General features: G+C 66.0%; 24 protein-coding genes. 15 read left to right on the top strand and 9 right to left on the bottom strand.

The window, feature by feature from the left end:
- Nucleotides 1–255 precede the first annotated feature (255 nt).
- The 3 genes from yegS to rpe all read right to left on the bottom strand — a co-directional run bounded on the left by yegS (nt 256) and on the right by rpe (nt 2,577).
- Nucleotides 256–1,185 carry a lipid kinase YegS gene (gene yegS, locus AC1PLA_RS02525; protein ID WP_039517086.1) on the bottom strand — a complete coding sequence of 310 codons (930 nt, stop codon included), beginning with the start codon at nt 1,183–1,185 and terminating at the stop codon, nt 256–258.
- A gap of 232 nt (nt 1,186–1,417) precedes the next feature.
- Nucleotides 1,418–1,909: an N-acetyltransferase family protein gene (locus AC1PLA_RS02520; RefSeq protein WP_481105513.1), complete on the bottom strand. Its 492-nt coding sequence runs from the start codon at nt 1,907–1,909 to the stop codon at nt 1,418–1,420.
- On the bottom strand, nt 1,906–2,577 hold the full coding sequence (rpe, locus tag AC1PLA_RS02515) for a ribulose-phosphate 3-epimerase (protein ID WP_016901363.1): 672 nt from the start codon (nt 2,575–2,577) through the stop codon (nt 1,906–1,908). The genes AC1PLA_RS02520 and rpe overlap by 4 nt, the downstream gene beginning before the upstream one ends.
- Before the next feature lie 123 nt (nt 2,578–2,700).
- Between rpe and AC1PLA_RS02510 the strand changes: the two genes are divergently transcribed.
- Nucleotides 2,701–3,540, top strand: coding sequence for an outer membrane protein (locus AC1PLA_RS02510; RefSeq protein WP_039511280.1), 840 nt, complete (start codon nt 2,701–2,703; stop codon nt 3,538–3,540).
- A 126-nt stretch (nt 3,541–3,666) separates the two neighbouring features.
- On the opposite strand, the gene AC1PLA_RS02505 is transcribed toward AC1PLA_RS02510, so the two are convergent.
- Nucleotides 3,667–3,996, bottom strand: coding sequence for a J domain-containing protein (locus AC1PLA_RS02505; protein WP_016901358.1), 330 nt, complete (start codon nt 3,994–3,996; stop codon nt 3,667–3,669).
- Nucleotides 3,997–4,203: 207 nt separating this feature from the next.
- Here AC1PLA_RS02505 and AC1PLA_RS02500 point away from each other — a divergent pair, with 207 nt between their 5' ends.
- The 7 genes from AC1PLA_RS02500 to AC1PLA_RS02470 all read left to right on the top strand — a co-directional run bounded on the left by AC1PLA_RS02500 (nt 4,204) and on the right by AC1PLA_RS02470 (nt 11,811).
- Nucleotides 4,204–5,130, top strand: a complete 927-nt coding sequence (locus tag AC1PLA_RS02500; protein ID WP_481105512.1) for a phosphoribosylaminoimidazolesuccinocarboxamide synthase — start codon at nt 4,204–4,206, stop codon at nt 5,128–5,130.
- A 118-nt stretch (nt 5,131–5,248) separates the two neighbouring features.
- Nucleotides 5,249–5,929 carry a hypothetical protein gene (locus AC1PLA_RS02495; RefSeq protein WP_481105511.1) on the top strand — a complete coding sequence of 227 codons (681 nt, stop codon included), beginning with the start codon at nt 5,249–5,251 and terminating at the stop codon, nt 5,927–5,929.
- 289 nt (nt 5,930–6,218) lie between these two features.
- The gene (locus AC1PLA_RS02490; protein WP_481106144.1) at nt 6,219–6,725 is read left to right on the top strand and encodes a hypothetical protein; all 507 of its coding nucleotides are present in this window, start codon (nt 6,219–6,221) and stop codon (nt 6,723–6,725) included.
- Nucleotides 6,726–6,975: 250 nt separating this feature from the next.
- Nucleotides 6,976–7,371 carry a hypothetical protein gene (locus AC1PLA_RS02485; protein WP_481105510.1) on the top strand — a complete coding sequence of 132 codons (396 nt, stop codon included), beginning with the start codon at nt 6,976–6,978 and terminating at the stop codon, nt 7,369–7,371.
- A 109-nt stretch (nt 7,372–7,480) separates the two neighbouring features.
- The gene (locus AC1PLA_RS02480) at nt 7,481–9,205 is read left to right on the top strand and encodes a peptidoglycan-binding protein (RefSeq protein ID WP_481105509.1); all 1,725 of its coding nucleotides are present in this window, start codon (nt 7,481–7,483) and stop codon (nt 9,203–9,205) included.
- A 425-nt stretch (nt 9,206–9,630) separates the two neighbouring features.
- The gene (locus AC1PLA_RS02475; RefSeq protein WP_104590962.1) at nt 9,631–11,226 is read left to right on the top strand and encodes a M4 family metallopeptidase; all 1,596 of its coding nucleotides are present in this window, start codon (nt 9,631–9,633) and stop codon (nt 11,224–11,226) included.
- 99 nt (nt 11,227–11,325) lie between these two features.
- Nucleotides 11,326–11,811 carry an Mpo1 family 2-hydroxy fatty acid dioxygenase gene (locus AC1PLA_RS02470; RefSeq protein WP_104554502.1) on the top strand — a complete coding sequence of 162 codons (486 nt, stop codon included), beginning with the start codon at nt 11,326–11,328 and terminating at the stop codon, nt 11,809–11,811.
- Nucleotides 11,812–11,980: 169 nt separating this feature from the next.
- Here the strand turns inward: AC1PLA_RS02470 and AC1PLA_RS02465 are convergent, their stop codons facing one another.
- Nucleotides 11,981–12,883 carry an NAD-dependent epimerase/dehydratase family protein gene (locus AC1PLA_RS02465; protein WP_481105508.1) on the bottom strand — a complete coding sequence of 301 codons (903 nt, stop codon included), beginning with the start codon at nt 12,881–12,883 and terminating at the stop codon, nt 11,981–11,983.
- Between the two features lie 166 nt (nt 12,884–13,049).
- On the opposite strand from AC1PLA_RS02465, the gene AC1PLA_RS02460 reads away from it, so the two are divergent.
- From AC1PLA_RS02460 to AC1PLA_RS02435, 6 genes are read left to right on the top strand one after another with little or no spacing between them, the layout of a single operon-like run.
- The gene (locus AC1PLA_RS02460; RefSeq protein WP_481105507.1) at nt 13,050–15,878 is read left to right on the top strand and encodes a monovalent cation/H+ antiporter subunit A; all 2,829 of its coding nucleotides are present in this window, start codon (nt 13,050–13,052) and stop codon (nt 15,876–15,878) included.
- Nucleotides 15,878–16,252: a Na+/H+ antiporter subunit C gene (locus AC1PLA_RS02455; protein ID WP_016901335.1), complete on the top strand. Its 375-nt coding sequence runs from the start codon at nt 15,878–15,880 to the stop codon at nt 16,250–16,252. The genes AC1PLA_RS02460 and AC1PLA_RS02455 overlap by 1 nt, the downstream gene beginning before the upstream one ends.
- Entirely contained in the window at nt 16,249–17,793 is a 1,545-nt protein-coding gene (locus AC1PLA_RS02450; RefSeq protein WP_481105506.1) for a monovalent cation/H+ antiporter subunit D, read from the top strand. Before AC1PLA_RS02455 ends, AC1PLA_RS02450 begins: the two co-directional genes overlap by 4 nt.
- A complete protein-coding gene (locus tag AC1PLA_RS02445; protein WP_481105505.1) occupies nt 17,790–18,296 on the top strand; it encodes a Na+/H+ antiporter subunit E in 507 nt (168 codons plus the stop codon). Before AC1PLA_RS02450 ends, AC1PLA_RS02445 begins: the two co-directional genes overlap by 4 nt.
- Nucleotides 18,293–18,577, top strand: coding sequence for a K+/H+ antiporter subunit F (locus AC1PLA_RS02440; RefSeq protein WP_016901330.1), 285 nt, complete (start codon nt 18,293–18,295; stop codon nt 18,575–18,577). Before AC1PLA_RS02445 ends, AC1PLA_RS02440 begins: the two co-directional genes overlap by 4 nt.
- Nucleotides 18,574–18,999: a Na+/H+ antiporter subunit G gene (locus AC1PLA_RS02435; protein WP_053046010.1), complete on the top strand. Its 426-nt coding sequence runs from the start codon at nt 18,574–18,576 to the stop codon at nt 18,997–18,999. The genes AC1PLA_RS02440 and AC1PLA_RS02435 overlap by 4 nt, the downstream gene beginning before the upstream one ends.
- Nucleotides 19,000–19,144: 145 nt before the next feature.
- Here the strand turns inward: AC1PLA_RS02435 and AC1PLA_RS02430 are convergent, their stop codons facing one another.
- On the bottom strand, nt 19,145–19,762 hold the full coding sequence (locus AC1PLA_RS02430) for a lectin (protein ID WP_349793466.1): 618 nt from the start codon (nt 19,760–19,762) through the stop codon (nt 19,145–19,147).
- Nucleotides 19,763–19,927: 165 nt separating this feature from the next.
- On the opposite strand from AC1PLA_RS02430, the gene AC1PLA_RS02425 reads away from it, so the two are divergent.
- A complete protein-coding gene (locus tag AC1PLA_RS02425) occupies nt 19,928–20,476 on the top strand; it encodes a hypothetical protein (protein ID WP_481105504.1) in 549 nt (182 codons plus the stop codon).
- A gap of 84 nt (nt 20,477–20,560) precedes the next feature.
- Here the strand turns inward: AC1PLA_RS02425 and hmgA are convergent, their stop codons facing one another.
- The 3 genes from hmgA to hppD form a co-directional block, all read right to left on the bottom strand.
- Nucleotides 20,561–21,874: a homogentisate 1,2-dioxygenase gene (gene hmgA / locus AC1PLA_RS02420; protein ID WP_481105503.1), complete on the bottom strand. Its 1,314-nt coding sequence runs from the start codon at nt 21,872–21,874 to the stop codon at nt 20,561–20,563.
- Nucleotides 21,875–21,976: 102 nt separating this feature from the next.
- Nucleotides 21,977–22,306 carry an endonuclease domain-containing protein gene (locus AC1PLA_RS02415; RefSeq protein ID WP_230582035.1) on the bottom strand — a complete coding sequence of 110 codons (330 nt, stop codon included), beginning with the start codon at nt 22,304–22,306 and terminating at the stop codon, nt 21,977–21,979.
- A gap of 246 nt (nt 22,307–22,552) precedes the next feature.
- Nucleotides 22,553–23,668 (bottom strand): 4-hydroxyphenylpyruvate dioxygenase, encoded by a 1,116-nt coding sequence (gene hppD, locus AC1PLA_RS02410; protein ID WP_166767368.1) that lies wholly within the window; start codon nt 23,666–23,668, stop codon nt 22,553–22,555.
- Nucleotides 23,669–23,742 lie beyond the last annotated feature (74 nt).

Raw genomic sequence — 23,742 nt, 5'->3', positions numbered from 1 at the left:
ACGACTTTCCTTCCGGGACTCTGTGGCGGGGCGGACGACGGCAACGGGCCACCATCGCCACCAGCGGCGAGCGGAAGAGAAGGAGCGTGGAGTCGTCAAGCGGGACACGTCACTACTGTAGCGCAACTGCCGCGCCAGGGCAGCAGGCGCGAGGCGAAAGCCGCGCAAATTGCGAAGCCGGGCAGGCCAGCCTGGCGCCGTACAACCAGCCCCCGCTCTACCGATTCCCCAATCCCGATTCCCGATTCCCCACCCTCAAACGCTCCGCAACGGGCACTCCACCGGCAAATGCATCCGCAACCGCGCCGGCACACATTCGATGCGGAAATGCAGCGAGGTCTCCGGCTCGCCATCCAGGTTCAAGGTCAGCGGCTGATGGGCGACGATCTCCAGCCACGGCAGCCGCGCGCGCACGGCCACACGTTCCAGTGCGGCCTGTTTGCCGCCGGTGACCAGGGTGCCGAGGGTGGCGGCCACTTCGCCGTTGAGCGCGGGCACGATGGTGACGTCGAGCAGGCCATCGTCGATCAGGGCCTCCGGGCACAGCGCCTGGCCGCCGCCGGCCTGCCGCCCGTTGCCCAGGCCAAGCGCGATGAACTCGCCTTCCCAGCTGAAATCCGGGCCGCTGAAGCGGGCGCTGATCGGGTCGATGCGGCCCAGCCGAGACATGCCGGTGATCAGATACGCCAGGCCACCGAGCATCTTCTTCAGGCCTTCGTCGGTTTCGACGGTGACCTGGGTGCCGAACCCGCCACTGGCGACGTTGGCGCACCAGTGCGGGCCGTGCTCGGCATCGATGCGCAGCAGATCGATCGGCTCGGCAGGGCGCTCGGCAATCAGCGTCAGCGCAGCGAGCGGTTCGATCGGCAGGTTGGCGGCGGTGGCGAAGTCGTTGGCGGTGCCCAGCGGCACCAGGCCCAGCGATGGCAGCGTGGCGGCGTCGGCGGTGTGATGCGCCAGTGCGGCAGCCACTTCGCTCAAGGTGCCGTCACCGCCGGCCGCGATCACGGTGTGGGCGCCGTCGGCAACCGCTTCGCCGACATAGCGCTCGGCATCGCCGTCTTCCCAGGTGACCCGCACCTCGAGCTGGATGCCACGCTTGCGCAGCGTTCCCACCGCCTCACGCAGGTCCAGATTGTCGGTGGACTTGCCGTTGAGGATCAGACGCCAGTGGGACGCGGCCATGCACGCTGCCAATGCTGTGGGGGTGGTGGACGCAGGCTAGCAGCGGCCCGCTGCGCGCATCGTGAATACGCAATGTCGCCGGGCTGTCATCGGCATGTCACCGAGAACCTGGAGAGTGGAAGGCCATAGCAGGGACGACGGGCGGAGGCAGGATCAGCCTCCAATTTTCTCGAAGGCCGCTCCCATGGGGGCGGCCTTCTCTTTGCGTGCCACGGCGGCGCGCAGGCCGCGCTCAGGCGCCGGCGGCGAACGCGGCCAGGCGCTCGCCGTCGAGCCGGTAGACGGTCCAGCCGTCCATCGGGCGCGCACCGGCCGCCTGATAGAAGTCGATGGCCGGCTGGTTCCAGTCCAGCACCGACCATTCGAAACGCCCGCAGCCACGCTGCATGGCCAACCGGGCCAGGTGCCGCAGCAGGGCCAGGCCGGCGCCCTGCCCGCGCGCCTGCGGGCGCACGAACAGGTCTTCCAGATACAGGCCGTTGCGGCCGAGCCAGGTCGAGTAATTGAAGAAATACACCGCAAATCCCAGCGCCTGGCCGTCCTGCTCGCAGATCAGCGCATGCGCGGTGGCGCCGTCGCCGAACAGGCTGGCGCGCAGGTCCTGCGGGCTGGCCTTGACCGCATCCGGCTCGCGTTCGTACACCGCCAGTGCGGTGATCAGCTCATGCAGCAGCGCCACATCGTCGGGCGTGGCGGCGCGGATCTGCAGCGCGGGCGCGCTCATCGCACCGCATCCACCGCCGCGCGCATCTGCGCGATCACCTGCGCATAGTCCGGCGCGTTGAAGATCGCCGAGCCGGCGACGAAGGTGTCGGCACCGGCGGCAGCGATCGCGCCGATGTTGTCGGCCTTGACCCCGCCATCGATCTCCAGCCGGATCGGCTTGCCCAGCGCGTCGATCCTGCTGCGGATGGCGCGCAGCTTGTCCAGCGCCGAGGGAATGAAGGCCTGCCCGCCGAAGCCGGGATTGACCGACATCACCAGCACCAGGTCCAGCTCCGGCAGCACCCAGTCCAGAATGTCCACCGGGGTGGCCGGGTTGAGCACCAGGCCGGCCTGGCAGCCGTGCGACTTGATCAGCTGGATCGTGCGGTGCACATGGCGGCTGGCTTCGGGATGGAAGCTGATGGTGGTGGCGCCGGCCTCGGCGAAGTCCGGCACGATGCGGTCCACCGGCTCGACCATCAGGTGCACGTCGATCGGCGCGGTGATGCCGTGCTTGCGCAGCGCCTGGCACACCATCGGGCCGATGGTGAGGTTGGGCACGTAATGGTTGTCCATCACGTCGAAGTGCACCCAGTCGGCGCCGGCCTTCAGGACGTTGTTCACTTCCTCGCCCAGACGGGCGAAATCGGCGGACAGGATGGACGGGGCAATCGCCGTCGGTTGCATGGGCAGCTCGTCAAGGAACGGGAAACACATTGTCGCAGGCGCGCAAAGCCAGTGCATCCGCAGCGGTCCAGGCTGCGTATGCACCTGAACCGGCGCACCGCGCCCTTTCGCCAAGGACACCGCATGAAGACCACCCCGCTCGCCTCCGCTGCGCTCGTTTTGATGGCACTCGCCCCGTCCGCCTGGGCCCAGACCGGCCCGGCCGACTGGTCAGGTTTCTCGATCGGCGCCAATGTCGGCGGTGCCGACGTCAGTGGCGTTTCCGGCGGCCGCTTCGGCTTCGACACCAACCTGGACGGCCGCGACGGCGACCAGGTCAGCACCCCGACCGGTGCCGATGCCTTCTCGCCCGGGTTCTGCGGCGGCGCGGCGGCCGGGCGCACTCCGGCCAGCGGCTGCAGCAAGGACAAGGGTGGCGCCGAATACGGTGCGCGGCTGGGCTACGACTGGCAGGCCGGCAACTGGGTCTACGGCGTGGTCGCCGAGTACACCCGCAACGACCTGCGCGACAGCGTCAGCGCCTTCAGCACCACCCCGGCGTTCTACACCTTCACCCGCCAGCTCAACCGCACCGCCGCACTGCGCGGCCGTATCGGTTATGCCTTTGGCGCGCAGGGCGACTTTCTGGCCTATTTCACCGCCGGCGTGGCACGCGGCGAGTTCGACCACAGCTTCTCCAGCAGCAACACCGCCAACAGCTTCACCAGCAGCGGCGGCGACAGCGCCGACGGCTACCAGGCCGGCCTGGGCCTGCAGCGCCGCCTGAGCGACAACGTCTCGGTCGGGGTGGAATACCTGTTCACCCGCCTGCAGGACGAAGACACCCGCGTGCGGGTCGGGCCGGGCACTGCGCCGGCGACCAACCCGTTCCTGCGCGTCAACCCGGCCGGCACCGATCTGCGCCGCAGCGATACCGACTTTTCGTCGAATGCGGTGCGCCTGACGGCGACCTATCGCTTCTGAGTGCTTGACGTCCGAGTGACCGCGCCTGACCTGTCATGGGTCGGGCGTTTTTACTGGTGGCGCCAATGCCGGTTCGGGTGCGGACCGCTGTTCCGTCTGGCACTGATACCGAAGCGTCAGGCTGGATCAGCGTTTGCGCAGGCGCTGGATCCGATCGTAGGCCGCATTGATCTGGCTGGCCTTCTTCTCCGCCTGGCGGCGTGCTTCCGGCTCGGCGTTGGCCACCTTGTCGGGGTGGTAGCGCGACATCAGCCGGCGGTAGGCCAGGTCGATCTCGGCGGTGGTGGCGTCCGGCTCCAGTCCCAGCGCTTCGTACGGGTTGTCGGCGCGGCGCTTGAACCAGCCGGCGTCCACCGCATGCCCGATCGCCAGGCCGATCATCAGCCCGAGTACCGGCGCGCCGCGGAACAGCAGGGCGCCGGCCAGTGCGCCGAGCAGTTTTCCGTACCAGGACATGGGCGATCGGGGGCGGGAAGGCGGGCTGGCGATCTTACCCGAACGCCCGCCCGGCCTGGCTGACGCGGCATGCACGCCGGCCGCCGGGGCGACTCCAATAAATCCAGCGGCGCGCGCCGAAGCGCCGTACACTACGCGGCCCGCTGCCCATCCGCGGGCCCGCCGGGTCCCGGGGACAGCGTCATTGCGACGTCCTTAGGAGTGCCTGTGTCGACCACGCTGTTGCAATCCGATCTGCCCGGCCTGCCGTTGCGTCACCGTGGCAAGGTCCGCGATGTCTTCGACATTCCCCGCGAGCGCCTGCCCGCCGACGCGCCCTCGGGCGATTATCTGTTGATGGTGGCGACCGACCGCCTGTCCGCGTTCGACGTGGTGCTGCCCGACCCGATCCCCGGCAAGGGCGAGATGCTGTGCCAGGTCTCCAACTTCTGGTTCCACAAGACCGAACACCTGATGCCCAACCATCTGGTCGACATCAGCGTGGAGCAGGTCCTGCCCGAAGGCGTGGACCCGGCGCTGTATGCCAAGCGCGCCGTGGTCACGCGCAAGCTCAAGCCGGTGCCGGTGGAAGCGATCGCACGCGGCTACCTGATCGGCAGCGGCTGGAAGGATTACCAGCGTACCGGCAAGATCAGCGGCATCGAACTTCCCGACGGCCTGCGCCAGGCCGAGAAACTGCCCGAGCCGATCTTTACCCCGTCGACCAAGGCCGCAGTCGGCGACCATGACGAAAACATCGACTTCGATGCGATGGTCATGACCGTCGGCGCCGAGCTTGCCGAACGCGTCCGCGATGCCACCTTGCGCATCTACCGTTTCGCCGCCGATTTTGCCGCCGAGCGCGGCATTCTGCTGGCCGACACCAAGTTCGAATTCGGCACCGATGCCGATGGCCGCCTGTACATCATGGACGAGATGCTGACCCCGGACTCGTCGCGTTACTGGCCGGCCGACCAGTACGAACTGGGCACCAGCCCGCCCAGCTACGACAAGCAGTTCGTGCGCGATTATCTGGAAACCCTGGACTGGGGCAAGACCGCACCCGGCCCCAGCCTGCCGGCAGAAGTGATCGAACGCACGCGCGCAAAATATGCCGAAGCATTGCAGCGGTTGGCGGGTATTTCGGTCGATTGATCTCCAAGGCCCCGCTTCCGGGGCTTTGATGCTGTACTAAAGCAGCAATGGCGGGCAGCGCTCTTTATTGAGCGCTGAAGGACGCACCTGACGCGGTCTATTGTCCAAGGAAGTCGCAATGGCACTCTCATATTGTTCGTTCCGCAGATTGCCGGCGTTACGCAACGCACTGCTGCCCGGGCTGCTTGCAGTAAGCGCGTGCAGCGCCGGCGAATCGGCAGCCCCCGTCGCGCCACCAGTCACATCGACGGCATCGGCGTCTGCATCAGCACATGCATCGGCTTCTGCTGGCGCTTCCGTCAATGACCGGCTCGCGACGTTGTTACAGGCAAGCGGCGTGCAGTGTGCCGATGCGAATATGGCAAAAGACTGCACGGCCGGTAATGCCGATGCCGGCGATTTCTACGACGTGGAGCTCTCGCCTGCATGTGGCGATGCGGGCTTGTTTGCCGGCGTGGCGCAGGCAAACGGGGTGAATGCACTTGATGCGGTGCCGACCACTGGCAGTCGTGCGGTGACCAGAGCCAGGCTGGCGCAGGGCCAGCTCGTCTGCATTCAAGCGATCGGCCGCGCCGGACAGAATCCACTGTATTACTACGTCATTGCGATTCCTGCAGACAGCGTCGCCGGATGCAAGAACAAACCGACATGCGGGACATATGGCGACAGGCTGATCCAACGCTTAAAGAGCGCCACTGGCGAGAGCTGCCATGCTGCCGCGCCGGGCCAGTATGTCGGCGACTGCACACAGGGATGGGTGGGTGCGGATGCACTCGATGTATTTTCAAACGGGATATAGTCAGCCGCGCCACACCGGATAAATCCCCGCCAAACCATGATTAAATCATCATGACCTTTACGCAGGCTCGATCGCGATAACCTGCCTTCGCTGACAGCAATCAACGGCCGTGGACTCACCCGAGCACCGGGGCCACCGTCAGGCTGCTTGTTCTGCGAGGGTATTGGCCTGCCGCATGCCGGCCAGTTTGCGCAACCCACGACTCCGCGAGCCTTCACACATTGGCAAGTAGCGTGCGTATACCATCCCGCCCGCGTTCCAGTTGCTCCGCAATGATCAGGAGGATCCCTTGGCCCTTTTCCGAACGTCCCTGCACGCTTTCGCACTGAGCCTGGCGCTGGTCGCCTGCAAGCCGCAAGCAGAGCCCGCCGGCGCAGCGACGCCTGCTGCCAATACAGCACCTGCAGCCTCGGCACCCGCCACTGCTCCGGCAACGCCTGCGCAGGCGACAACCTGCCCCAGCGCCGACTTCTCTGCATTTCTGAAAAGCTTCAGTGCAGACATTGCAGTACAGGAAAAGGCCACCGCCGATCCGCTGACGATGATCGAGCTCGACCCGGACGCACAGCCCGAGCCCGCCCCGGTCACCCGCACGGTTCCGCTGGCCAAAGTCGAATGGCCCGTCATCCCGAACCTGGAGGCAGCCCGCAACGGCGGCCGCGAGGTCACGATTTCCGAAGAGGCCGATGGCCGCCAGGTACTGGTCCGCACACCGGACACCGGCGATCAGCAGGTCTACCACTTCGCCCAGCGCCCTTGCTGGATGCTGATCAAGGTGGACGACCAGTCTCTGTAAACGTCGGTGGGCGCTGGAAGCAGGTTCTGCCTGCTTGGCTATCCTCACCTACAACTCAAACCGTCAAAGAGGCGACCTGATGCGACGCTTCATCTCCGTCCTACCTGCGCTTGGCCTGAGCCTAGTGCTTGCCGCATGCGGTGACAAGCCAGGGCCCGCAGCTGCCCCCACCACCAGCGCGCCCAGTACGCCACCTGCCACTACCCCATCCCCGGCTTCGACAGAAGCAGATACACAAGGACGGAACGACATGATCAAGGAATGCTCCGGCGTGCGCCTGCACCTGAGCGCGTTGCCATCCGAGAGCGGCGGCTCCACCAAAACCCACCTGGAAATGGAGCGTGATGGCCAACGCCAGGAAGTGGCAGCACCTCCAGAGATGGCGGACTACACCGCAGTGGGCCTGGGTTGCGCGGAAGACGCAAAAGGAAGCACGTATTTTGTCGTCCAGTACGGCGAGCTTCCTTACGGCTGCGAATTTTGCGAATGGTTCTTCCTGTATGACATCAAGGGTCAGTTGCTGAATCACGCGACACCACCGCTGTATACACAGGACGGCCAGCAGAGCCCGAATAACGATGAGTACGAACACAAGCTCGAAGAGCTGGGACTGAAGCACCCGGAACTGGTGCCTTTCCAGCCCTGAGCACAGGATGCCCGTGCACCGATGGCGGTGCACGGCCAACGCAGTACGCAGTACATGGAGCAGCACCCGTTACAAGGAAGAATCTGTCTCATAGAAAGGAACGCACGATATGACCGACACCACGATTTATACCGAAATGCTTCAACCACGCGGCGCTGCATACAGCAGTGACCGGATCAAAGCCTGGAGCCATTACCGCGAGCCCATCGACAGCGGAGATGGCCGATTGCATGGCGAATCGCGTCGCTGGGGCGATGCCAGTCCACAAACCCAATCACGGGTAATCGATAGTCTTATCGATGCCTCGCGGGATGCCGGGCTTTCATCGCGCGAGACCGCTTACGTCCTTGCCATCGCCCGAGTTGAATCAGGCTTCAATCCTGATGCTGCTGCGGGCACAACGTCTGCCTCGGGCCTGGGTCAGTTCATCGACCGCACCGGCGCGCATTACGGCGTCAACGCGTCCAACCGCTTCGACGTGCATACGCAGTCGCAGGCCTTGGTGCAACATTTCATCGATAACCGCGACCTTGCGCGCAGCCGCGGTGAGGGCGAGGACTACATCTACAAATATCACCACGATGGTCCCAGCAAGGATTATGGCGGCCTTGCTCTGTCGCGGCGCGAGATTGCCCCTCATCTGGACAACTACACCCAGTTTGTCGAACAGCGTCTCGCCCAGACGCAGGGCAATGCCGTGGACCGGCCGGCACCAGCGATGCACCCGGCCGAGCCCAGCCATGGCGCTCGCAGCAATTTCCAGCAAACGATGGAACGCATGCTGCCCGGTCAAGGCAGTGCCGACCCGCATATCACCGGTCATTATGGCGAGCACCGCGGCAGCCACGGGCCGCACGGCGGTACCGACTTCAACTACCAGGGTGGCCAGACAGGACGCAACATGCAGCACCCGACGGTGCATTCGCCGGTCGCCGGAACCGTCACTTTTGCGGGCGGCAACTACGGCACCGTCAAGATTCGCGATGCACAGGGTAACTCGCACGAGATCCTGCACCTGGACGCACTCAAGGTGAAGGAAGGTCAGACGCTGTCCGCCGGCGATGCCATCGGCACGATGGGTGGACGCGGTCCGAGCGGTAACAACCAGTACGCGCAGCATGTGCATTACCAGCTGCGCGATGCCAACGGCAAGCTGACCAGTCCGGAGACATTCTGGAATCAGGGCCATCAGCAGGAGTCCGGCGCGCGCCACTCCCAGCCGGCGGCAGCGGGTGGCAGCGGCACGCTGCGGCATGGCGAGCAAGGTGGCGATGTCGGCAAGCTGCAGCAGGACCTCAACCGTCTCGGCGTGCGCGATGCGCAGGGCAACCGGCTTGCCGAGGATGGCCGCTTTGGCGACAACACGCGTGAGGCGGTGATTGCGTTCCAGAAGCAGCACGGGCTGCAGCCCGATGGCGTGGTGGGGCGCAACACGCAGGCCGCGTTGTCCGCACAACCGGCCCAGGCACAGGCAGCACAGACGCCGGTCGCTGCGCCCAAGGGGCCGTCGCTCGACGATGCCTCGCATCCGGACCATGCCTTGCACAACGCGATCCGCAGCAAGCTGCCCAGCATGATCTCCAACGAGACCGCGGCCCACGTCACCCTGCAGGCCAAGCAGAACGGTATCGATTCGGCAGACAAACTGCAGAACGTCACCGTGCAGGATGGCAAGGCATTTGTCATGGGCACCACGCCGGGCTTCCGTGCGGCGGTGGATCTGAACCAGCCAGCTCCCACGCTGGAGCAGACCAGTGCGCAATTGCTGGCTGGCCAGGCTTCGCAGCAGCGGGCGCAGGATGAGCAGCAGCGGGTTGCGATCGGCGGCCGCTGACGGTTCAACGCCGCAGCAAAAAAACCGGCCAGATGTCTGGCCGGTTTTTTTGTGCCTGTCTGCTCTCGATAGTAGCGCCGAGAGCGTCGCCGCGGCCGCGTCTGACTGCACACGCCGCGCGGATTGCCTGTCGTTGGCAGCGGGTTGTGCGTCGCTGGAGGTTGGCGCACCCTCCAGCTTGCGACAAGACGGCATGCCTGCCGCGCTGGCGATGTTGCACACGCAACGACACTCCTGCTGCTCTGCGATGCCCTCCACACCGCAAAGTGGCGCGGCGCACAGAACGCAACACAGTTGTAACTTTTACTACTGTGCCGTCATGGACTGTGCAAGTTTATCTGCCGGCACCTGTTGCCAGTCGCGATCGGCCGCGATGCGTATCGCCGCCGATCTTTGCATTGCACGTTTTCGGGGAGAGAGTCGTCATGCAAGTTCATGTCCTGGGCGCGGCGATCTGCTGCGCGCTATCGTTGTCTGCTGTCGCCACTGCTGCGGATCTTTCCGCGGATGCCGCGGTGTCGCGCGCGCAATCCTTGTTGGGCAATCACGCTGCGGCGCTGGCCAATCGTGCAACGGCCGATGCGTTTGTCGCGCGCGACAGCATTGTCGATGCCGACGGCAGCGAGCATGTGCGCTTCGATCGCACGTATCAGGGCCTGCCGGTGATCGGCGGCGATGTGGTGGTGCATTCGCGGCGCGGAGTGATGCGTCAGCTGAGCCAGAGCATGGACACCAGCGTGCGGCCGAGCATCGTGCCCGGCATCGATGCCGACACGGCAGTGCGTGCGGCCGGTACGCAGTTCGATCTGGCACCCGATGCCACGCCGCGCGCAAGCCTGGCCCTGTATGCGCGCCAGGGCGCACCGCGGCTGGTCTACGAAGTGATCTACAGCGGCATCAAGCCCGATCAGACGCCGACCGAAATGCATTACATCGTCGATGCAGTCAATCAACGCATTCTCGAATCCTGGGACACGGTGCACACCGCCTGCGCAGGTGGCACCAGTGCGGCCGGCACCGGGCGTTCGCTGTATGCAGGCAACGTGGCACTGGCGACGACACGTTGCAGCAGCGGTTACGAGTTGACCGATCTGAGCCGCGGCAGCGGCGCCACCTACAACATGCGCAACAGCACCTCCGGCAACGGCACGCTGGTCACCGATGCCGACAACGCCTGGGGCAGTGGCGCCAACAGCGATACGGTGACCGCAGCGGTGGATGCGCATTACGGCGTGGCGTTGACCTGGGACTATTTCCGCACCACCCATGCGCGCAGCGGCATTGCCAACGACGGTGTCGGTGCGCGCAGCCGCGTGCATTACGGTAGCCGCTACAACAACGCGTTCTGGCAGGACAGCTGCTTCTGCATGACCTTCGGCGATGGCGACGGCAGCACGTTCACGCCGCTGGTGTCGGTGGATGTGGCCGGCCACGAGATGACCCATGGCGTGACCAGCCGCACCGCGCGCTTGGTGTATTCGGGCGAGTCGGGCGGCCTGAACGAAGCCACGTCCGACATCATGGGCGCGATGGTGGAGTACTCCGCCAACAACAGCGCGCAGCCGGGCAATTACCTGATCGGCGAGAAGATCATCCCGGGCAACAGCAGCGGGACGCTGGCCCTGCGCTACATGTTCAAGCCCAGCCTGGATGGCGATTCGCCCGATTGCTACAGCAGCAGCCTGGGCTCGCTCAACGTGCATTACAGCTCGGGCGTGGCCAACCATTTCTACTATCTGCTGGCCGAAGGCGCGGTGGTACCGAGCGGCTTCGGGTCGGGCACCAGCTGGAACGTGACGCCGGCCGGGCTGGTCTGCAACGGCAATACGGCATTGACGGCGATCGGCCGGGCGGCGGCCAGCCGCATCTGGTACCGCGCGTTGACGGTCTACATGACGTCCTCGACCAACTACGCGGCCGCACGCAGGGCCACGTTGAGCGCGGCCACCGATCTATACGGCAGCACATCCACACAGTACCGCGCGGTTGCCGCGGCGTGGAGCGCCGTGTCGGTCAACTGATGCACGCCGGCCCCTGCCACGCGCACTGCGCGTGGCAGGGAGCACGGCTGCCACAGTGCCATCCGCGCGCGTATGCTTGGGTCATTCCTGGGAGGGAACATGACCGAACGCACCAAGACCGCGCGACCGATCGACCGCTATTTCGCCAGCTACGCCGACGATCACCGCAACACCACCAATCAGCAGATCCACGTGCTGGCGGTGCCGGCGATCCTGTGGTCGGTGGTGGCCCTGCTGTGGTGCATCCCGGTTGGCGGCACCTGGTTCAGCAGCGGCGTGTGGGCGGCGTTGTCGATGTTCGCGGCCTGGTCGTACTACAACCGCCTATCGCGTCCACTCGGGCTGGGCATGCTGGGGATCTTCTTTTTCTTCGGCTGCCTGTGCCGGTTGCTCGAAGGCAGACTCGGGCTCACCGGGCTGTTCACCACGGCGCTGACGGTGTTCGTGCTGGCCTGGGTCGCGCAGTTCGTCGGCCACCGGATCGAAGGCCGCAAGCCGAGCTTTCTGACCGACCTGACCTATCTGCTGATCGGGCCGATCTGGGTATTGGCCAAGCTCTATCGTCAGTTGGGTTGGCGGTACTGAGCGCGACGACAGCCATAACGTGGCCGGTCGCCGGCGTGGTCATGATCTGAAAGCAGCGGATTACGCCTGAGCGCTGCGGCGGCCACGGTCATGCCGCATCCCCCTGCACAGCAGAGCTAGCGGACCGCACGCTGTGCAGGTCTTCGAAGCACATCCGCCCAGACGAGCCTCACTCGCCGATGCCGAGTTCTTCGGGCAGGGGACGAAAGGCGCGCGGCGCATAACCGAAGTCGCGACGCGCCGGTTCCAGATCGAACACCAGGTCATCGCGCATGCGCTGCAATGCGGCCGCATTGATGCCACGCAGGTGCCCCAGCCGCTGCGCAGCGGTGAGGGCAAGGCCGAACAGGCCGGGCGGCACCTGATACAGCCGCGCCGGTCGCGGCAGCGCCGCCAGCACGCGCTCCACCATCTGCGTGTAGGCCAGCACTTCGCCGCCGCCGACGGCATAGCTGCGCTGCTGCGTCGCCGGCTGGGTGACCACCGCCAGCGCCGCGCTGGCCAGATCGTCCACATGCACCGGCTGGCGCAGCCCGGTCGCGTTGGCCGGCAGCACGAAGGCGCCGGTGCGCTGGGCCAGCCCGGCGATCTGGGTGAGCGTGCGGTCGCGCCCGGCACCATAGACCAGCGTGGGGCGCAGCACCGTCGCCGCGACGCCACGCGCCTGGGCTGCGGAAAACAGCGCCTGTTCGGCATTCGCCAGGCGCTGCGCGACATCGCGCTCTGCCGCGTCGATCGAGTGTTCCTTGACCTCCAGACTGGTGGAACCGAACGCCACGATGCGCGGAGCCCGCACTGGATTTTCGGCATACCAGCGCGCGAAATGGTCCAGCGGACCGCAGCTGAAGATCACCTCGAATGCCTCGCCCGCGGCGGCCGGCATGGCCAGATCGCCCTGCCGCCAGATCAGCCCGGCGCGCGCTGCGCGTGGCTGGCGCGACCATGCCGTCACCTGCCAGCCGCGGCCGAGCAGCCGTGTCAGCAGGCGTTCGCCGATCTGACCGCTGCCGCCGAACACCAGGGCGCGCGGCGCAGAAACGGCAGTGGACGGAGCGGGATCGGCAGCGGTCACAGGGCTCGGATGCAGTCTGGGTGATCCCAGCATAGCGAGTGACAGGCAGCGGCGCGACGCCGATCCGACGGCGATTTGCGCGGGCGCGCAGCCGCGGCGTTGACGCTGGCGTCAGTCAACGGTTTGTTAAGCTCTCTGGCCTGCTCGCGAATCTTGTGTTCCCTGCATGCCTTTCTCGCTGGAAATCCTGCTCGCGCTGCCATTTGTGATGGCGGCCGCCACTGCGCTGCTCTGGCGCACCTCCCGTTCGATCACTGCGTGGTTGGCTGCGGCCGCGCCGTTGGGCGGGCTGGTCATCCTGGCGACGCTCACACCGGCCGTGTTGCGCGGTGAGGTGATCGGCAGCCAGTACGCATGGTTGCCGCAGATCGGCCTGATGTTCTCGTTGCGGCTCGATGGCCTGGCGTGGATGTTCGCGTTACTGGTGCTGGGTATCGGTGCGCTGGTGGTGATGTATGCGCATTACTACCTGAGTGCACGCGACAGCGCATCGCGCTTCTTCGCCTATCTCATGCTGTTCATGGGCGCGATGCTCGGCATGGTGCTGTCGGGCAACCTGCTGTTGCTGATGGTGTTCTGGGAACTCACCAGCATCAGTTCGTTCCTGTTGATCGGCTTCTGGTCGCACCGCAAGGACGCGCGCGAAGGCGCGCGCATGGCCTTCGTGCTGACGGCCGGTGGCGGCCTGGCCCTGCTCGGCGGCATCCTGATGATCGGCCGCATCGTCGGCAGTTTTCAGCTGGATGCGGTGCTGGCGGCCGGCGATCTGATTCGCGCCAGTCCGCTGTATCCCTATGCATTGGGGCTGGTGCTGCTGGGCATCTTCACCAAGAGCGCGCAGTTCCCGTTCCACTTCTGGCTGCCGCACGCGATGGCGGCGCCGACGCCGGTATCGGCGTACCTGCACTCGGCCACGATGGTGAAGGCCGGCGTGTTCCTGCTGGCGCGCCTGCATCCTGCTCTGGCCGGCACCGACCTGTTTTTCTACACGGTCACCAGCATCGGTGCGATCACGCTGTTGCTCGGCGCATGGCACGCGATCTTCCAGCACGATCTCAAGGGCGTGCTGGCGTACTCGACCATCTCGCATCTGGGCCTGATCACCATGCTGTTCGGCCTGTCCACGCCGATGGCGGTGGTGGCAGGCGTGTTCCACATCCTCAACCACGCGGTGTTCAAGGCCTCGTTGTTCATGGCCGCCGGCATCATCGACCACGAGACCGGCACGCGCGACATGCGCAAGCTGGGCAACCTGCGCCGCCTGATGCCGGTCACCAGCGTGCTGGCGATCACCGCCTCGCTGGCGATGGCCGGTGTTCCGCTGCTCAACGGCTTTTTGTCCAAGGAAATGTTCTTTGCCGTGGCGCTGGAAACCGATGCGCCGCAGACGATGCGGGTGTTGGCCAGCATCGCCGCGCTGCTGGCCGGCCTGCTCGGGGTGGCCTACAGCCTGCGCTTCGTGCACGACACCTTCTTCGGCGAAGGCCCGCGCGATCTGGACACCACCCCGCACGAGCCGCCGCGCTGGATGCGGATTCCGGTGGATGTGCTGGTGCTGATCTGCGTGGCCGTGGGCATCGTACCGGCCTGGACCATCGCGCCGGTGCTGCGCGCCGGTGCCAGCGCCATCCTGGGCGCGCGCCTGCCCGACTACAGCCTGGCGCTGTGGCATGGCTGGAACTGGCCGCTGGCGATGAGCATCGCCGGCATGGTGGGCGGCACCCTGTTGTACATGGCGCTGCGCCGCACGCTGGACATGTACGCGATCCAGAACCGCTCGCCCGGCAAGGCGCTGTTCAACTGGAACCTGCGCGCGCTGTTCGCCGGTACCGTGCGCATGACCGATGCGGTCACCAACGGCAATCTGCAACGCATGCTGATGCTGCTGGTGCTGAGCGCTGTCGTGGTGGCGCTGGTGCCATTCCTGCAGGGCGACGCATTGCCGGCCTGGCCGGCGCCCACCCCGCTGCCGCTGCTGGGCTGGACGATCTGGCTGCTGATGATCGCCTGCGCCCTGGGCAGCCTGTTCCTGTACAAGCAGCGCCTGCTCGCAGTGCTGGTGCTGGGTGGCACCGGCCTGGCGGTCAGCATGGCCTTCGTGTTCCTGTCGGCACCGGATCTTGCGTTGACCCAGTTGCTGGTGGAGATGGTCACGCTGGTGCTGATGCTGCTGGCGATGAATTACCTGCCCGAGCGCTCGCTGCCTGAGCCCGCGCGCCTGCGCAAGCTCCGCGATGCCGGCATTGCCGTCGTCGGCGGTGCCGGGCTTGCCGCATTGGCCTATACCTTGATGACCCAGCCCAGCCACACGGTCGCCGGCGAGCTGCTGCAGCGTGCGCTGCCGGAGGCCTACGGGCGCAACGTGGTCAACGTGATCCTGGTGGATTTCCGCGGCTTCGATACCTTCGGCGAGATCACCGTGTTCGCGATCGCCGGGCTGGTGGTACACGCGCTGCTGCGGCGCTCGCGGATGGCGCCGGAGCGCAGCATGCCCGGCCCGCCGATCAAGTTGCCGGTGCCGGCCGATCTGGCGCAGATCATGTTCCCGCTGACGCTGACGGTGTCCTTGTTCCTGTTCCTGCGCGGCCATAACGCGCCCGGTGGCGGCTTCATCGCCGGGCTGGTGCTGGCGGTACCGTTGCTGATGCAGTACGTGATCCAGGGCACCGCGTCGGTGGAATCGCGCTTCGGCTTCGACTACATCCGCCTGATCGGCATCGGCCTGCTGTGCGCGCTGGTCAGCGGTGCCGGTGCACTGGTGTTCGGCATGCCGTTCCTGAGCAGCGGGCATCTGGCGATTCCGTTGCCGCTGCTGGGCGATCTGGAACTGGCCAGCGCGCTGGGCTTCGATGTCGGCGTGTATCTGGTGGTGTTCGGTGCGGCGATGCTGATGCTGTCGATGATGGGCACGATCAAACCCTCGCGCACGCGCAGCTCGCAGCGCGGCGAGATCGATCCCACCCAACGTTCGACACGCACCGCGGAGCAGCATTGATGGAACTGGCAGTGGCAAGCGCGATCGGCGTCCTCACCGCATTGGCGATCTACCTGTTGCTGCGCGCACGCAGCTTCGACGTGATCCTGGGGATGACCTTCCTGTCGTACGCGACCAACCTGCTGATCTTCGCCGGTGGGCGGCTGCGCAGCGGCCAGGCGCCGGTGCTGCGCGAGGGCGTGCCCGCCGACCTGATGCACTACACCGATCCGTTGCCGCAGGCGCTGGTGCTGACCGCGATCGTGATCGCCTTCGCGATGACCGCGGTGAGCCTGGTGCTGGCGATCCGCAGCCGCAGCGACAACGGCAGCGATCATGTGGATGCGCATGAAGACGCCACCACCGGCGTGGATACGCGCGAGGCCCGGCGATGAACCATCTGCTGATCCTGCCGATCCTGATCCCGATGCTGGGCGCGTCGGCGTCGCTGTTCGTCGAACACCGCCGCTATGGGCCGCGCGTGCAGCGCACGGTGGCATGGGCAAGCATGGCCTCGCTGGCCGCATCGGTCATCGCCTTGTTCACGCGCGCCGCCGAAGGCCAGGTGCTGGTGTACCTGCTCGGCGACTGGCCGGCGCGCATCGGCATCGTGCTGATGGGCGACCGCCTGTCGGCGTGGATGCTGTTGACCACCCTGATCCTGGGCGCGGCCTGCCTGCTGCATGCCTGTGCCGGCTGGGACCGGCGCGCGCCGCATTTCCATGCGCTGTTCCAGTTCCAGCTGATGGGCTTGAACGGTGCATTCCTGACCGGCGACATCTTCAACCTGTTCGTGTTCTTCGAAGTGATGCTGATCGCCTCCTACGGTCTGCTGCTCAGCGGCGGGCGCGGGCTGCAGATGCGTGTGGGCCTGCATTACGTGGTGTTCAACGTGTGCGCGTCGACCCTGTTCCTGATCGCGCTGGGCCTTTTGTTCGGCGTGTTCGGCACCTTGAACATGGCCGAGCTGTCGCAACGCATCGCCGCGTTGCCGGCGCAGGACCTGCCGCTGGCCAAGGCCAGCCTGGGCCTGTTGCTGCTGGTGTTCTGCAGCAAGGCCGCGTTGCTGCCGCTATACCTGTGGCTGCCGGAGACCTATTCGCGCGCGCCGGCGGCGGTGGCGGCGTTGTTTGCGATCATGACCAAGGTCGGGCTGTACGCGACGCTGCGGGTGTCGGCGCTGTGGTTCGGCGCCGGTGCCGGCGCGCTGCAGGGCTTCGGCCGCCACGCATTGCTGTGGCTGGGCATCGCCACGCTACTGATGGCCGCCTTCGGGGTAATGGCCGCATCGCGGCTGCGGGTGATGGTGTCGTATCTGGTGGTGTTCTCGGCAGCGACATTGTTCATTGCCTTCTCGCTGGACGATGCCGGCGCGTTGGGTGCGGGCCTGTACTACCTGCCGCATAGCAGCTTCGTCGCCGCGGCGTTGTTCATGGTGTCGGACCTGATCCGGCGTCGCCGTGGCAGCGCCAGCGACCGCAAGGAAGTGGTCGCGCCGCTGCCGCGACGCGGGATCCCCGGCGCGATGTTCATGGTCGCCGCGGTCGCGGTCGCCGGGCTGCCGCCGTTGTCCGGCTTCCTGGCCAAGGCCGCGTTGCTGCAGCACGTGCCCGAGGGCCTGGTCGGGCCGGTGTGGTTCGCCATCCTGGGCAGCAGCCTGCTGGTGGTGATCGGCCTGACGCGTGCCGGCGTGCGCCTGTTCTGGCGCGTGCCCGAAGCGGTGCAGGACGTCCCCGAGCTGCAGCCGCAACGGCGTGCGCGCATGCGCCCGGTGGAAACCGCAGCCACGCTGCTGTTGCTGAGCGGGCTGGTGGCGATGACGGCCGGTGCCGGCCCGTTGATGCGCTACACCGACGCGGCCGGCGTGCAGCTGCGCGACCCCGGCGCCTACGTCGAGCAGGTCCGCGCCACCACGCCGCAGCGGAGGCAGCCATGAGTACGCGCATGCCGCTGCGCAGCCGGCTGCTGCCCTCGCCGTCGCTGAGCGTGACGGTCTTCATTTTCTGGCTGTTGCTCAGCGACAGCTTCGGGCCGCAGCAATGGGTGCTGGGCTTGTTGCTCTGCTGGGTGGTGCCGATCTTTGCGGCGCGCCTGGACCGCGAGTTCGCCCGCATCGGCTCGCTGCGTTCGGTGCCGCGCATGTTGCTGGTGGCCGCCGGCGACATCGTGCGCTCCAACATCAAGGTGGCCGGCCAGGTGCTCGGCCCGGAGTCGCGCATCCACCCCGGTTTCATCTGGGTGCCGCTGGATATCGCCAACATCCACGGCATCGCCGCGCTGACCAGCATGATCACGCTCACTCCCGGCACGGTGTCGGCGGCGCTCTCGGACGACCGCAAGTATCTGCTGGTGCACGTGCTGCACCTGGACGACCCGGACGCCTTGATCGCCGAGATCAAGACCCGCTACGAGAAGCCCCTGATGGAGATCTTTCCATGACCGGCCACATGTTCATCGAATCGACCATCGTCATCTGCATGCACGCGGTGGGCCTGGCCATGCTGATGGCACTGTGGCGCCTGCTGCGCGGCCCGAGCGTACCCGATCGCATCCTGGCGCTGGATACCCTGTCCATCACCGCCATCGCCGAGCTGATGTTGCTGGGCATGTACCTGGATTCGCCGATCTACTTCGAGGCCGCGCTGGTGATCGCGATGCTGGGCTTCGGCAGCACCGTGGTGCTGAGCAAGTTCGTGTTGCGTCGGGACATCGTCGAATGATCGCACTGACCGAATATCTGCTCAGCGCGCTGTTGCTGGTCGGCACCTTCTTCATCCTGATCGGCGCGTTCGGCCTGGTGAAGCTATCGGACTTTTTCAAGCGCCTGCATGCGCCGACCAAGGCCAGCACGCTGGGGGTGGGCTGCGTGCTGCTGGCATCGGTCGGCTATCACCTGTTCCTGGGTGTGGACCCGCAACCGCGCGAGTTGCTGATCACCGTGTTCCTGTTCATCACCGCACCGATCAGCGCCCATCTGATGGCCAAGGCCGCGCTGTCGCTGATGATGGAAAACCGCCCGGAAGTGCCCAACCACGGCGAGATGAAGAAGGAAGGCCTGCCCACGCCGCAGACGCAAGGCGATGTTGGCGAAAACGCGGAAACCGCCGAGCAGCACGCCGAGCAGGACAAGGACTTGCACTGAGTTTTGCAGCTGCTTCGAGCCCCGCTGCCCGGATGGTCTCGACATGTTGTTCTACGCGCATGCTGCCAATCGGATATGCGCGCGCACGCTGCGCTGCCGGAAGCCGCTTGCGCCGCCGATGCGGCGCAGCGGCAGCCGTGACGGATCAGCCGCAGCCTTCCACATAATCCACTTGCGGCGGCTGCCCGACCCGCCAGCTGCTGACCTTGCCGTCGGCATCGGTCTCGAACACCAACGCGGACCGGGTGGCCGCATCGGCCATGCGCAGGGTGAACGCGCCGGGGACGTATTTGTGCGGCTGTTCGGTCAGACCTGCCGGATACAGCGCGCGCAGCTGCGCCAGCGTCATGCCGACCTTGCCGCCACCCGGGGCGAGCTCCTTGGGTTCGTTGGTTTGATAACGCACAAGGCGATCGCCTTCGAACATGAAACCGAAGCGGCGTGCATCCTCGGCCCACTGCGGCCGTAGCAGATAGCAGCCGCCGTCGGTCGCCGGTTCGCCGCGCAGGTCGCCGCCCCAGGCAGCGCGCGCCTGCGCTGCATCCATGCCCAGGCGCAGATCGCCGTACCCATCCAGGCGCGCGAGCGCAGCCGGCTGCTGGCGCAGTTGCGGCGGAAACGTGCCGGCCGGCGCAGTAGCTGGCGGAACATCGCCGGCTGGCTGATCGTTGGCGGCTGCCACCGGTGCGGGTGCCGCATCGGGCGCGGCCGTGGTGGCGTCCTCGGCACGGTTGCAGCCGGTCAGCAACAGCAATGCGCCCATCAAGCCGAGCAATCTGGTGGTCATGCATGCATTCCTTACGGGTCCGCCACAGCCTACACAGCCCACATCGCGACCATGTGCAGAACGCGCTGGCGTTGCCTCGTGCCGATGTCATCGGCGCTTCATTGGCGGCGGGCAAGCTGGGCGCCTCGCAGGACCGCCGCCATGACCCCACGCAAGACCGAGCTCGCCCTCACCGCGCTGCAATCGCACCGCAGTCCACTCACCTTGCTGCAGCGACGCGCGCTGATCCTGGCCGACGGCCAGCGCGATCTGGCAACGCTGGCCGTGCTGCTGGGCGGCGACGGCGCCGCGCTGGTGCATGCGCTCTGCGCGATGGGCTATCTGGAGTCCGGCACGCAGGCAGGGAGTGCGACACGCACTGCCCAGGCGTCTGATTCCTCACCGGCAGGCGTGCCCGGTACCCACGTGCCGCCGCCAGCGGCACCACCGAGCGAAGAAGACCTGCAGCGCCAGCGCCGTCGCGCGGCCACCAACGCGCGGCTGTACCTGCTCGACATCCTGCAGCTGCAACGTGACCCAGTGGCCGCCGCGCTGCATCGGCAACTGCAGGCCGCACGCGCCGAAGACGCCATCGGCGCCGCCATCGCCGACGCGCTGCGCGCCTTGCCGCAGATCACCTCGGCAACCTACGCCGAGCGCGTACGTGCCCGGATCGGCGAATTGCTGCCGGATGCGCTGCAGGCGGCTTGATCGGATAACTGGAACCCTCGGTCAAGTACCTGCGACTTCTGACTGCCGTAGTGCCTGATCAGCACACTCGCCCAACTGCCTGAGTTACTGCGCACCCTCTGAGCCGGGCGCCTGAAACGCCGCGCGCAATCCGGACCAGCACTGCTGGTAGTCGCCCTGCCGGTGCGCGGCCTGCAAGGCCTGCTGAGTGGGGCGCAGCACCGCACGCGTTTCGAACATGAAGGCCATGGTGTCGGCGATCACATCCGGGCGCGTCAGGTCCGCATGCGAGGCCTTGTCGAAGGTCGCCGCATCCGGGCCATGCCCGCTCATGCAGTTGTGCAGCGAGGCACCGCCCGGCGCGAAGCCGTCGGCCTTGGCGTCGTAGACGCCGTGCACCAGCCCCATGAACTCGCTGGCCACATTGCGATGGAACCACGGCGGGCGGAAGGTGTGCTGCGCCACCAGCCAGCGTGGCGGGAAGATCGCAAAATCCATGTTCGCCGTGCCATGCGTGTCGCTGGGCGAGGTCAGCACGGTGAAGATGCTCGGATCCGGATGATCGAAGCTGATCGAGCCGATGGTGTTGAAGCGGCGCAGATCGTAGCGATACGGCGCGTAGTTGCCATGCCAGGCCACCACGTCCAGCGGCGAGTGGCCGATGTCCGCACGCCACAGATGGCCCTGGAATTTGGCCATCAGCTCGAACGCACCTTCGCGCTGTTCGTAAGCCGCATGCGGCGTTTCGAAGTCGCGCGCATTGGCCAGCCCGTTGGAGCCGATCGGCCCCAGGTCGGGCAGCCGCAGCAATGCGCCGAAGTTTTCGCAGACATAGCCGCGCGCCTCGCCGTCGGGCAGCTCGACGCGGAAACGCACACCGCGCGGTATCACCCCGATCTGCTGCGGCTCCAGCTCCAGCACACCGAGCTCGCTATGGATGCGCAGGCGGCCCAGTTGCGGCACCAGCAACAGCTCGCCATCGGCATCGTAGAAGAAGCGATCGTGCATGGATGCGTTGGCCGCATACAGATGCACGGCGACACCGGACATCGCCTCCGGCCCGCCATTGCCGGCCATGGTGTAGAGACCATCGACGAAATCGGTTGGCGTGGACGGCAGTGGCAATGGGCTCCAGCGCAGTTGATCCGGCGGCACCGGGCCGCGCCCGAAATCGTTGTGGAGCTGCGACTGTTCGACCAGGGAGAAACTGCCATGCACGGCCGCCGGGCGAATGCGGTACAGCCAGCTGCGCCGGTTCTCGCTGCGTGGCGCGGTGAACGCGGTGCCGGACAACTGCTCGGCATACAACCCGTGCGCCACACGCTGCGGCGAGTTCTGCCCGACCGGCAAGGTACCGGCCACCGCCTCGGTCGCAAACGCGTTGCCGAAACCGGTCATGTAGTGCTGGTTGTTATGCATGGCATGCGTCCGGATCTTGGCCCTACCTTCCCGGATGCAGAAGGTTGGGATTGAATTGAATCAGGCCGCTTTCCTACCGAAGAAGAGCTAAGGCCTGGCGGATTAAGCCCCTCTCCCCGCGGGAGAGGGGTTGGGGTGAGGGTACGGCGTAGCGACCATCGTGCAGATCGCTTCGACCACCGCATCCAGCGAAAGCAGCACATCGTTGTTCCAGAACCGCAGCACTTTCCAGCCCTTCGATTGCAGCCAATGCGTCCTTGCCTGATCGCTGGATGTCTGATGCTGCGAACCATCCAGTTCAACAATCAAACTTACTTCCACGCAACAAAAATCTGCGATGTACGGCGGAACTGGATGCTGACGTCTGAACTTGAGGCCGTGTAGCTGATTGCCGCGTAGACATCGCCAAAGCTTGCGTTCTGCGTCTGTCATTTCTGTGCGTAATACGCGTGCATGGGTGCGTGTGACAGTGGGCAATGGCGGTTTGAGTCTCATCGCTCCACCGTACCCTCACCCCAACCCCTCTCCCATCGGGAGAGGGGCTTTGCGCGCTTGCGTTTTCATTGGTCCGTGCTGTCAGGCAACCAGTACGGGGGCACCCGACAGTGCAAACGCTCTTGAGCCTTCATCGTAGCGACTGAGGCCGCCTCAACAAATCCCAATCCCCAATCCCCGCCCTCAAAGCACCCCACGCTTCATCTGGTCGCGCTCGATGCTCTCGAACAGCGCCTGGAAATTGCCTTCGCCGAAACCCTCGTTGCCCTTGCGCTGGATGATCTCGAAGAAGATCGGGCCGATGCAGTTCTGGGTGAAGATCTGCAGCAGCTTGCGCTGCTTGGTGTCCACGTCGGCGTCGATCAGGATCTTGTTGCGGCGCAGGCGTTCGACATCCTCGCCGTGGTCGGGGATGCGCAGGTCCACCACATCGAAATAGGTGTCCGGCGTGTCCAGGAATGTCACGCCGGCCTCGCGCATCTTTTCCACCGAGCTGTAGATGTCGTCGGTGAAGCAGGCGATGTGCTGGATGCCTTCGCCATGGTAGGCGTCCAGATACTCGTTGATCTGGCTCTTGGGGTCGGAGGATTCGTTGAGCGGGATGCGCACGATGCCGTCCGGGGCGGTCATCGCCTTGGACACCAGGCCGGTCTTGGCGCCCTTGATGTCGAAGTAGCGGATCTCGCGGAAGTTGAACAGGCGCTCGTAATAGTCCGACCAGCGCTGCATGTTGCCGAAGTACAGGTTGTGGGTCAGGTGGTCGATGAAGGTCAGCCCGAAGCCGGCCGGGTGCTGGTCGGCGCCTTCGATCGGCTCGTAGTCGGCGTCGTAGATGCTGCCCGCCTCGCCGTAGCGGTCGACCAGATACAGCATGCAGTCGCCGATGCCCTTGACCACCGGGGCCGGCACGGCGCGGGTGTCGGCCTTGTCCTGCACCGCTTCGCCGCCGTTGCCCAGCACGGTCTGCAGCACCGTCTCGGCCGGGGTGCGGAAGCGGATCGCAAAGCCGCAGGCGCTCGGGCCGTGCGCGGCGGCGAAATCGGCGGCGAACGAATCGGGCTCTTCGTTGAGCAGGAAGTTGACCCCGCCCTGGCGATAGACGGTAATGGCACGGCTGCGGTGACGCAGCACCGCGCTGAAGCCCATCTTGCGGAAGTAGTCGTGTAACTGCGCTGCCTGCTCGGCGGGCGCGGCGAATTCGACGAATTCGAACCCGTCGATCCCCATCGGATTGTCGAAGGTGGTGACCTGCATGCCCAGGTTCGGGCGGGTTGCGGTACTGCTCGGTTGTGCGCTCATCGTCGTTTCTCCACGCTAGGCCGTCCGCAGGGCTATGCGGGGTGGCAGAAGACCCGCGAGAATGCGCAGGCCAC

The sequence above is a fragment of the Xanthomonas sp. NCPPB 1826 genome (assembly GCF_056725285.1).
The sequence above is the reverse complement of the archived record's forward strand: the minus strand, read 5'-3'. Positions and strand labels throughout refer to the sequence as shown.

Bases quoted from the DNA above. Each gene is read 5' to 3' on its own strand.
- yegS (WP_039517086.1), bottom strand. From the start codon at position 1,185: ATGGCCGCGTCCCACTGGCGTCTGATCCTCAACGGCAAGTCCACCGAC.
- AC1PLA_RS02520 (WP_481105513.1), bottom strand. From the start codon at position 1,909: ATGAGCGCGCCCGCGCTGCAGATCCGCGCCGCCACGCCCGACGATGTG.
- rpe (WP_016901363.1), bottom strand. From the start codon at position 2,577: ATGCAACCGACGGCGATTGCCCCGTCCATCCTGTCCGCCGATTTCGCC.
- AC1PLA_RS02510 (WP_039511280.1), top strand. From the start codon at position 2,701: ATGAAGACCACCCCGCTCGCCTCCGCTGCGCTCGTTTTGATGGCACTC.
- AC1PLA_RS02505 (WP_016901358.1), bottom strand. From the start codon at position 3,996: ATGTCCTGGTACGGAAAACTGCTCGGCGCACTGGCCGGCGCCCTGCTG.
- AC1PLA_RS02495 (WP_481105511.1), top strand. From the start codon at position 5,249: ATGGCACTCTCATATTGTTCGTTCCGCAGATTGCCGGCGTTACGCAAC.
- AC1PLA_RS02485 (WP_481105510.1), top strand. From the start codon at position 6,976: ATGATCAAGGAATGCTCCGGCGTGCGCCTGCACCTGAGCGCGTTGCCA.
- AC1PLA_RS02480 (WP_481105509.1), top strand. From the start codon at position 7,481: ATGACCGACACCACGATTTATACCGAAATGCTTCAACCACGCGGCGCT.
- AC1PLA_RS02475 (WP_104590962.1), top strand. From the start codon at position 9,631: ATGCAAGTTCATGTCCTGGGCGCGGCGATCTGCTGCGCGCTATCGTTG.
- AC1PLA_RS02470 (WP_104554502.1), top strand. From the start codon at position 11,326: ATGACCGAACGCACCAAGACCGCGCGACCGATCGACCGCTATTTCGCC.
- AC1PLA_RS02460 (WP_481105507.1), top strand. From the start codon at position 13,050: ATGCCTTTCTCGCTGGAAATCCTGCTCGCGCTGCCATTTGTGATGGCG.
- AC1PLA_RS02455 (WP_016901335.1), top strand. From the start codon at position 15,878: ATGGAACTGGCAGTGGCAAGCGCGATCGGCGTCCTCACCGCATTGGCG.
- AC1PLA_RS02450 (WP_481105506.1), top strand. From the start codon at position 16,249: ATGAACCATCTGCTGATCCTGCCGATCCTGATCCCGATGCTGGGCGCG.
- AC1PLA_RS02445 (WP_481105505.1), top strand. From the start codon at position 17,790: ATGAGTACGCGCATGCCGCTGCGCAGCCGGCTGCTGCCCTCGCCGTCG.
- AC1PLA_RS02440 (WP_016901330.1), top strand. From the start codon at position 18,293: ATGACCGGCCACATGTTCATCGAATCGACCATCGTCATCTGCATGCAC.
- AC1PLA_RS02435 (WP_053046010.1), top strand. From the start codon at position 18,574: ATGATCGCACTGACCGAATATCTGCTCAGCGCGCTGTTGCTGGTCGGC.
- AC1PLA_RS02430 (WP_349793466.1), bottom strand. From the start codon at position 19,762: ATGGGCGCATTGCTGTTGCTGACCGGCTGCAACCGTGCCGAGGACGCC.
- AC1PLA_RS02425 (WP_481105504.1), top strand. From the start codon at position 19,928: ATGACCCCACGCAAGACCGAGCTCGCCCTCACCGCGCTGCAATCGCAC.
- hmgA (WP_481105503.1), bottom strand. From the start codon at position 21,874: ATGCATAACAACCAGCACTACATGACCGGTTTCGGCAACGCGTTTGCG.
- AC1PLA_RS02415 (WP_230582035.1), bottom strand. From the start codon at position 22,306: ATGACAGACGCAGAACGCAAGCTTTGGCGATGTCTACGCGGCAATCAG.
- hppD (WP_166767368.1), bottom strand. From the start codon at position 23,668: ATGAGCGCACAACCGAGCAGTACCGCAACCCGCCCGAACCTGGGCATG.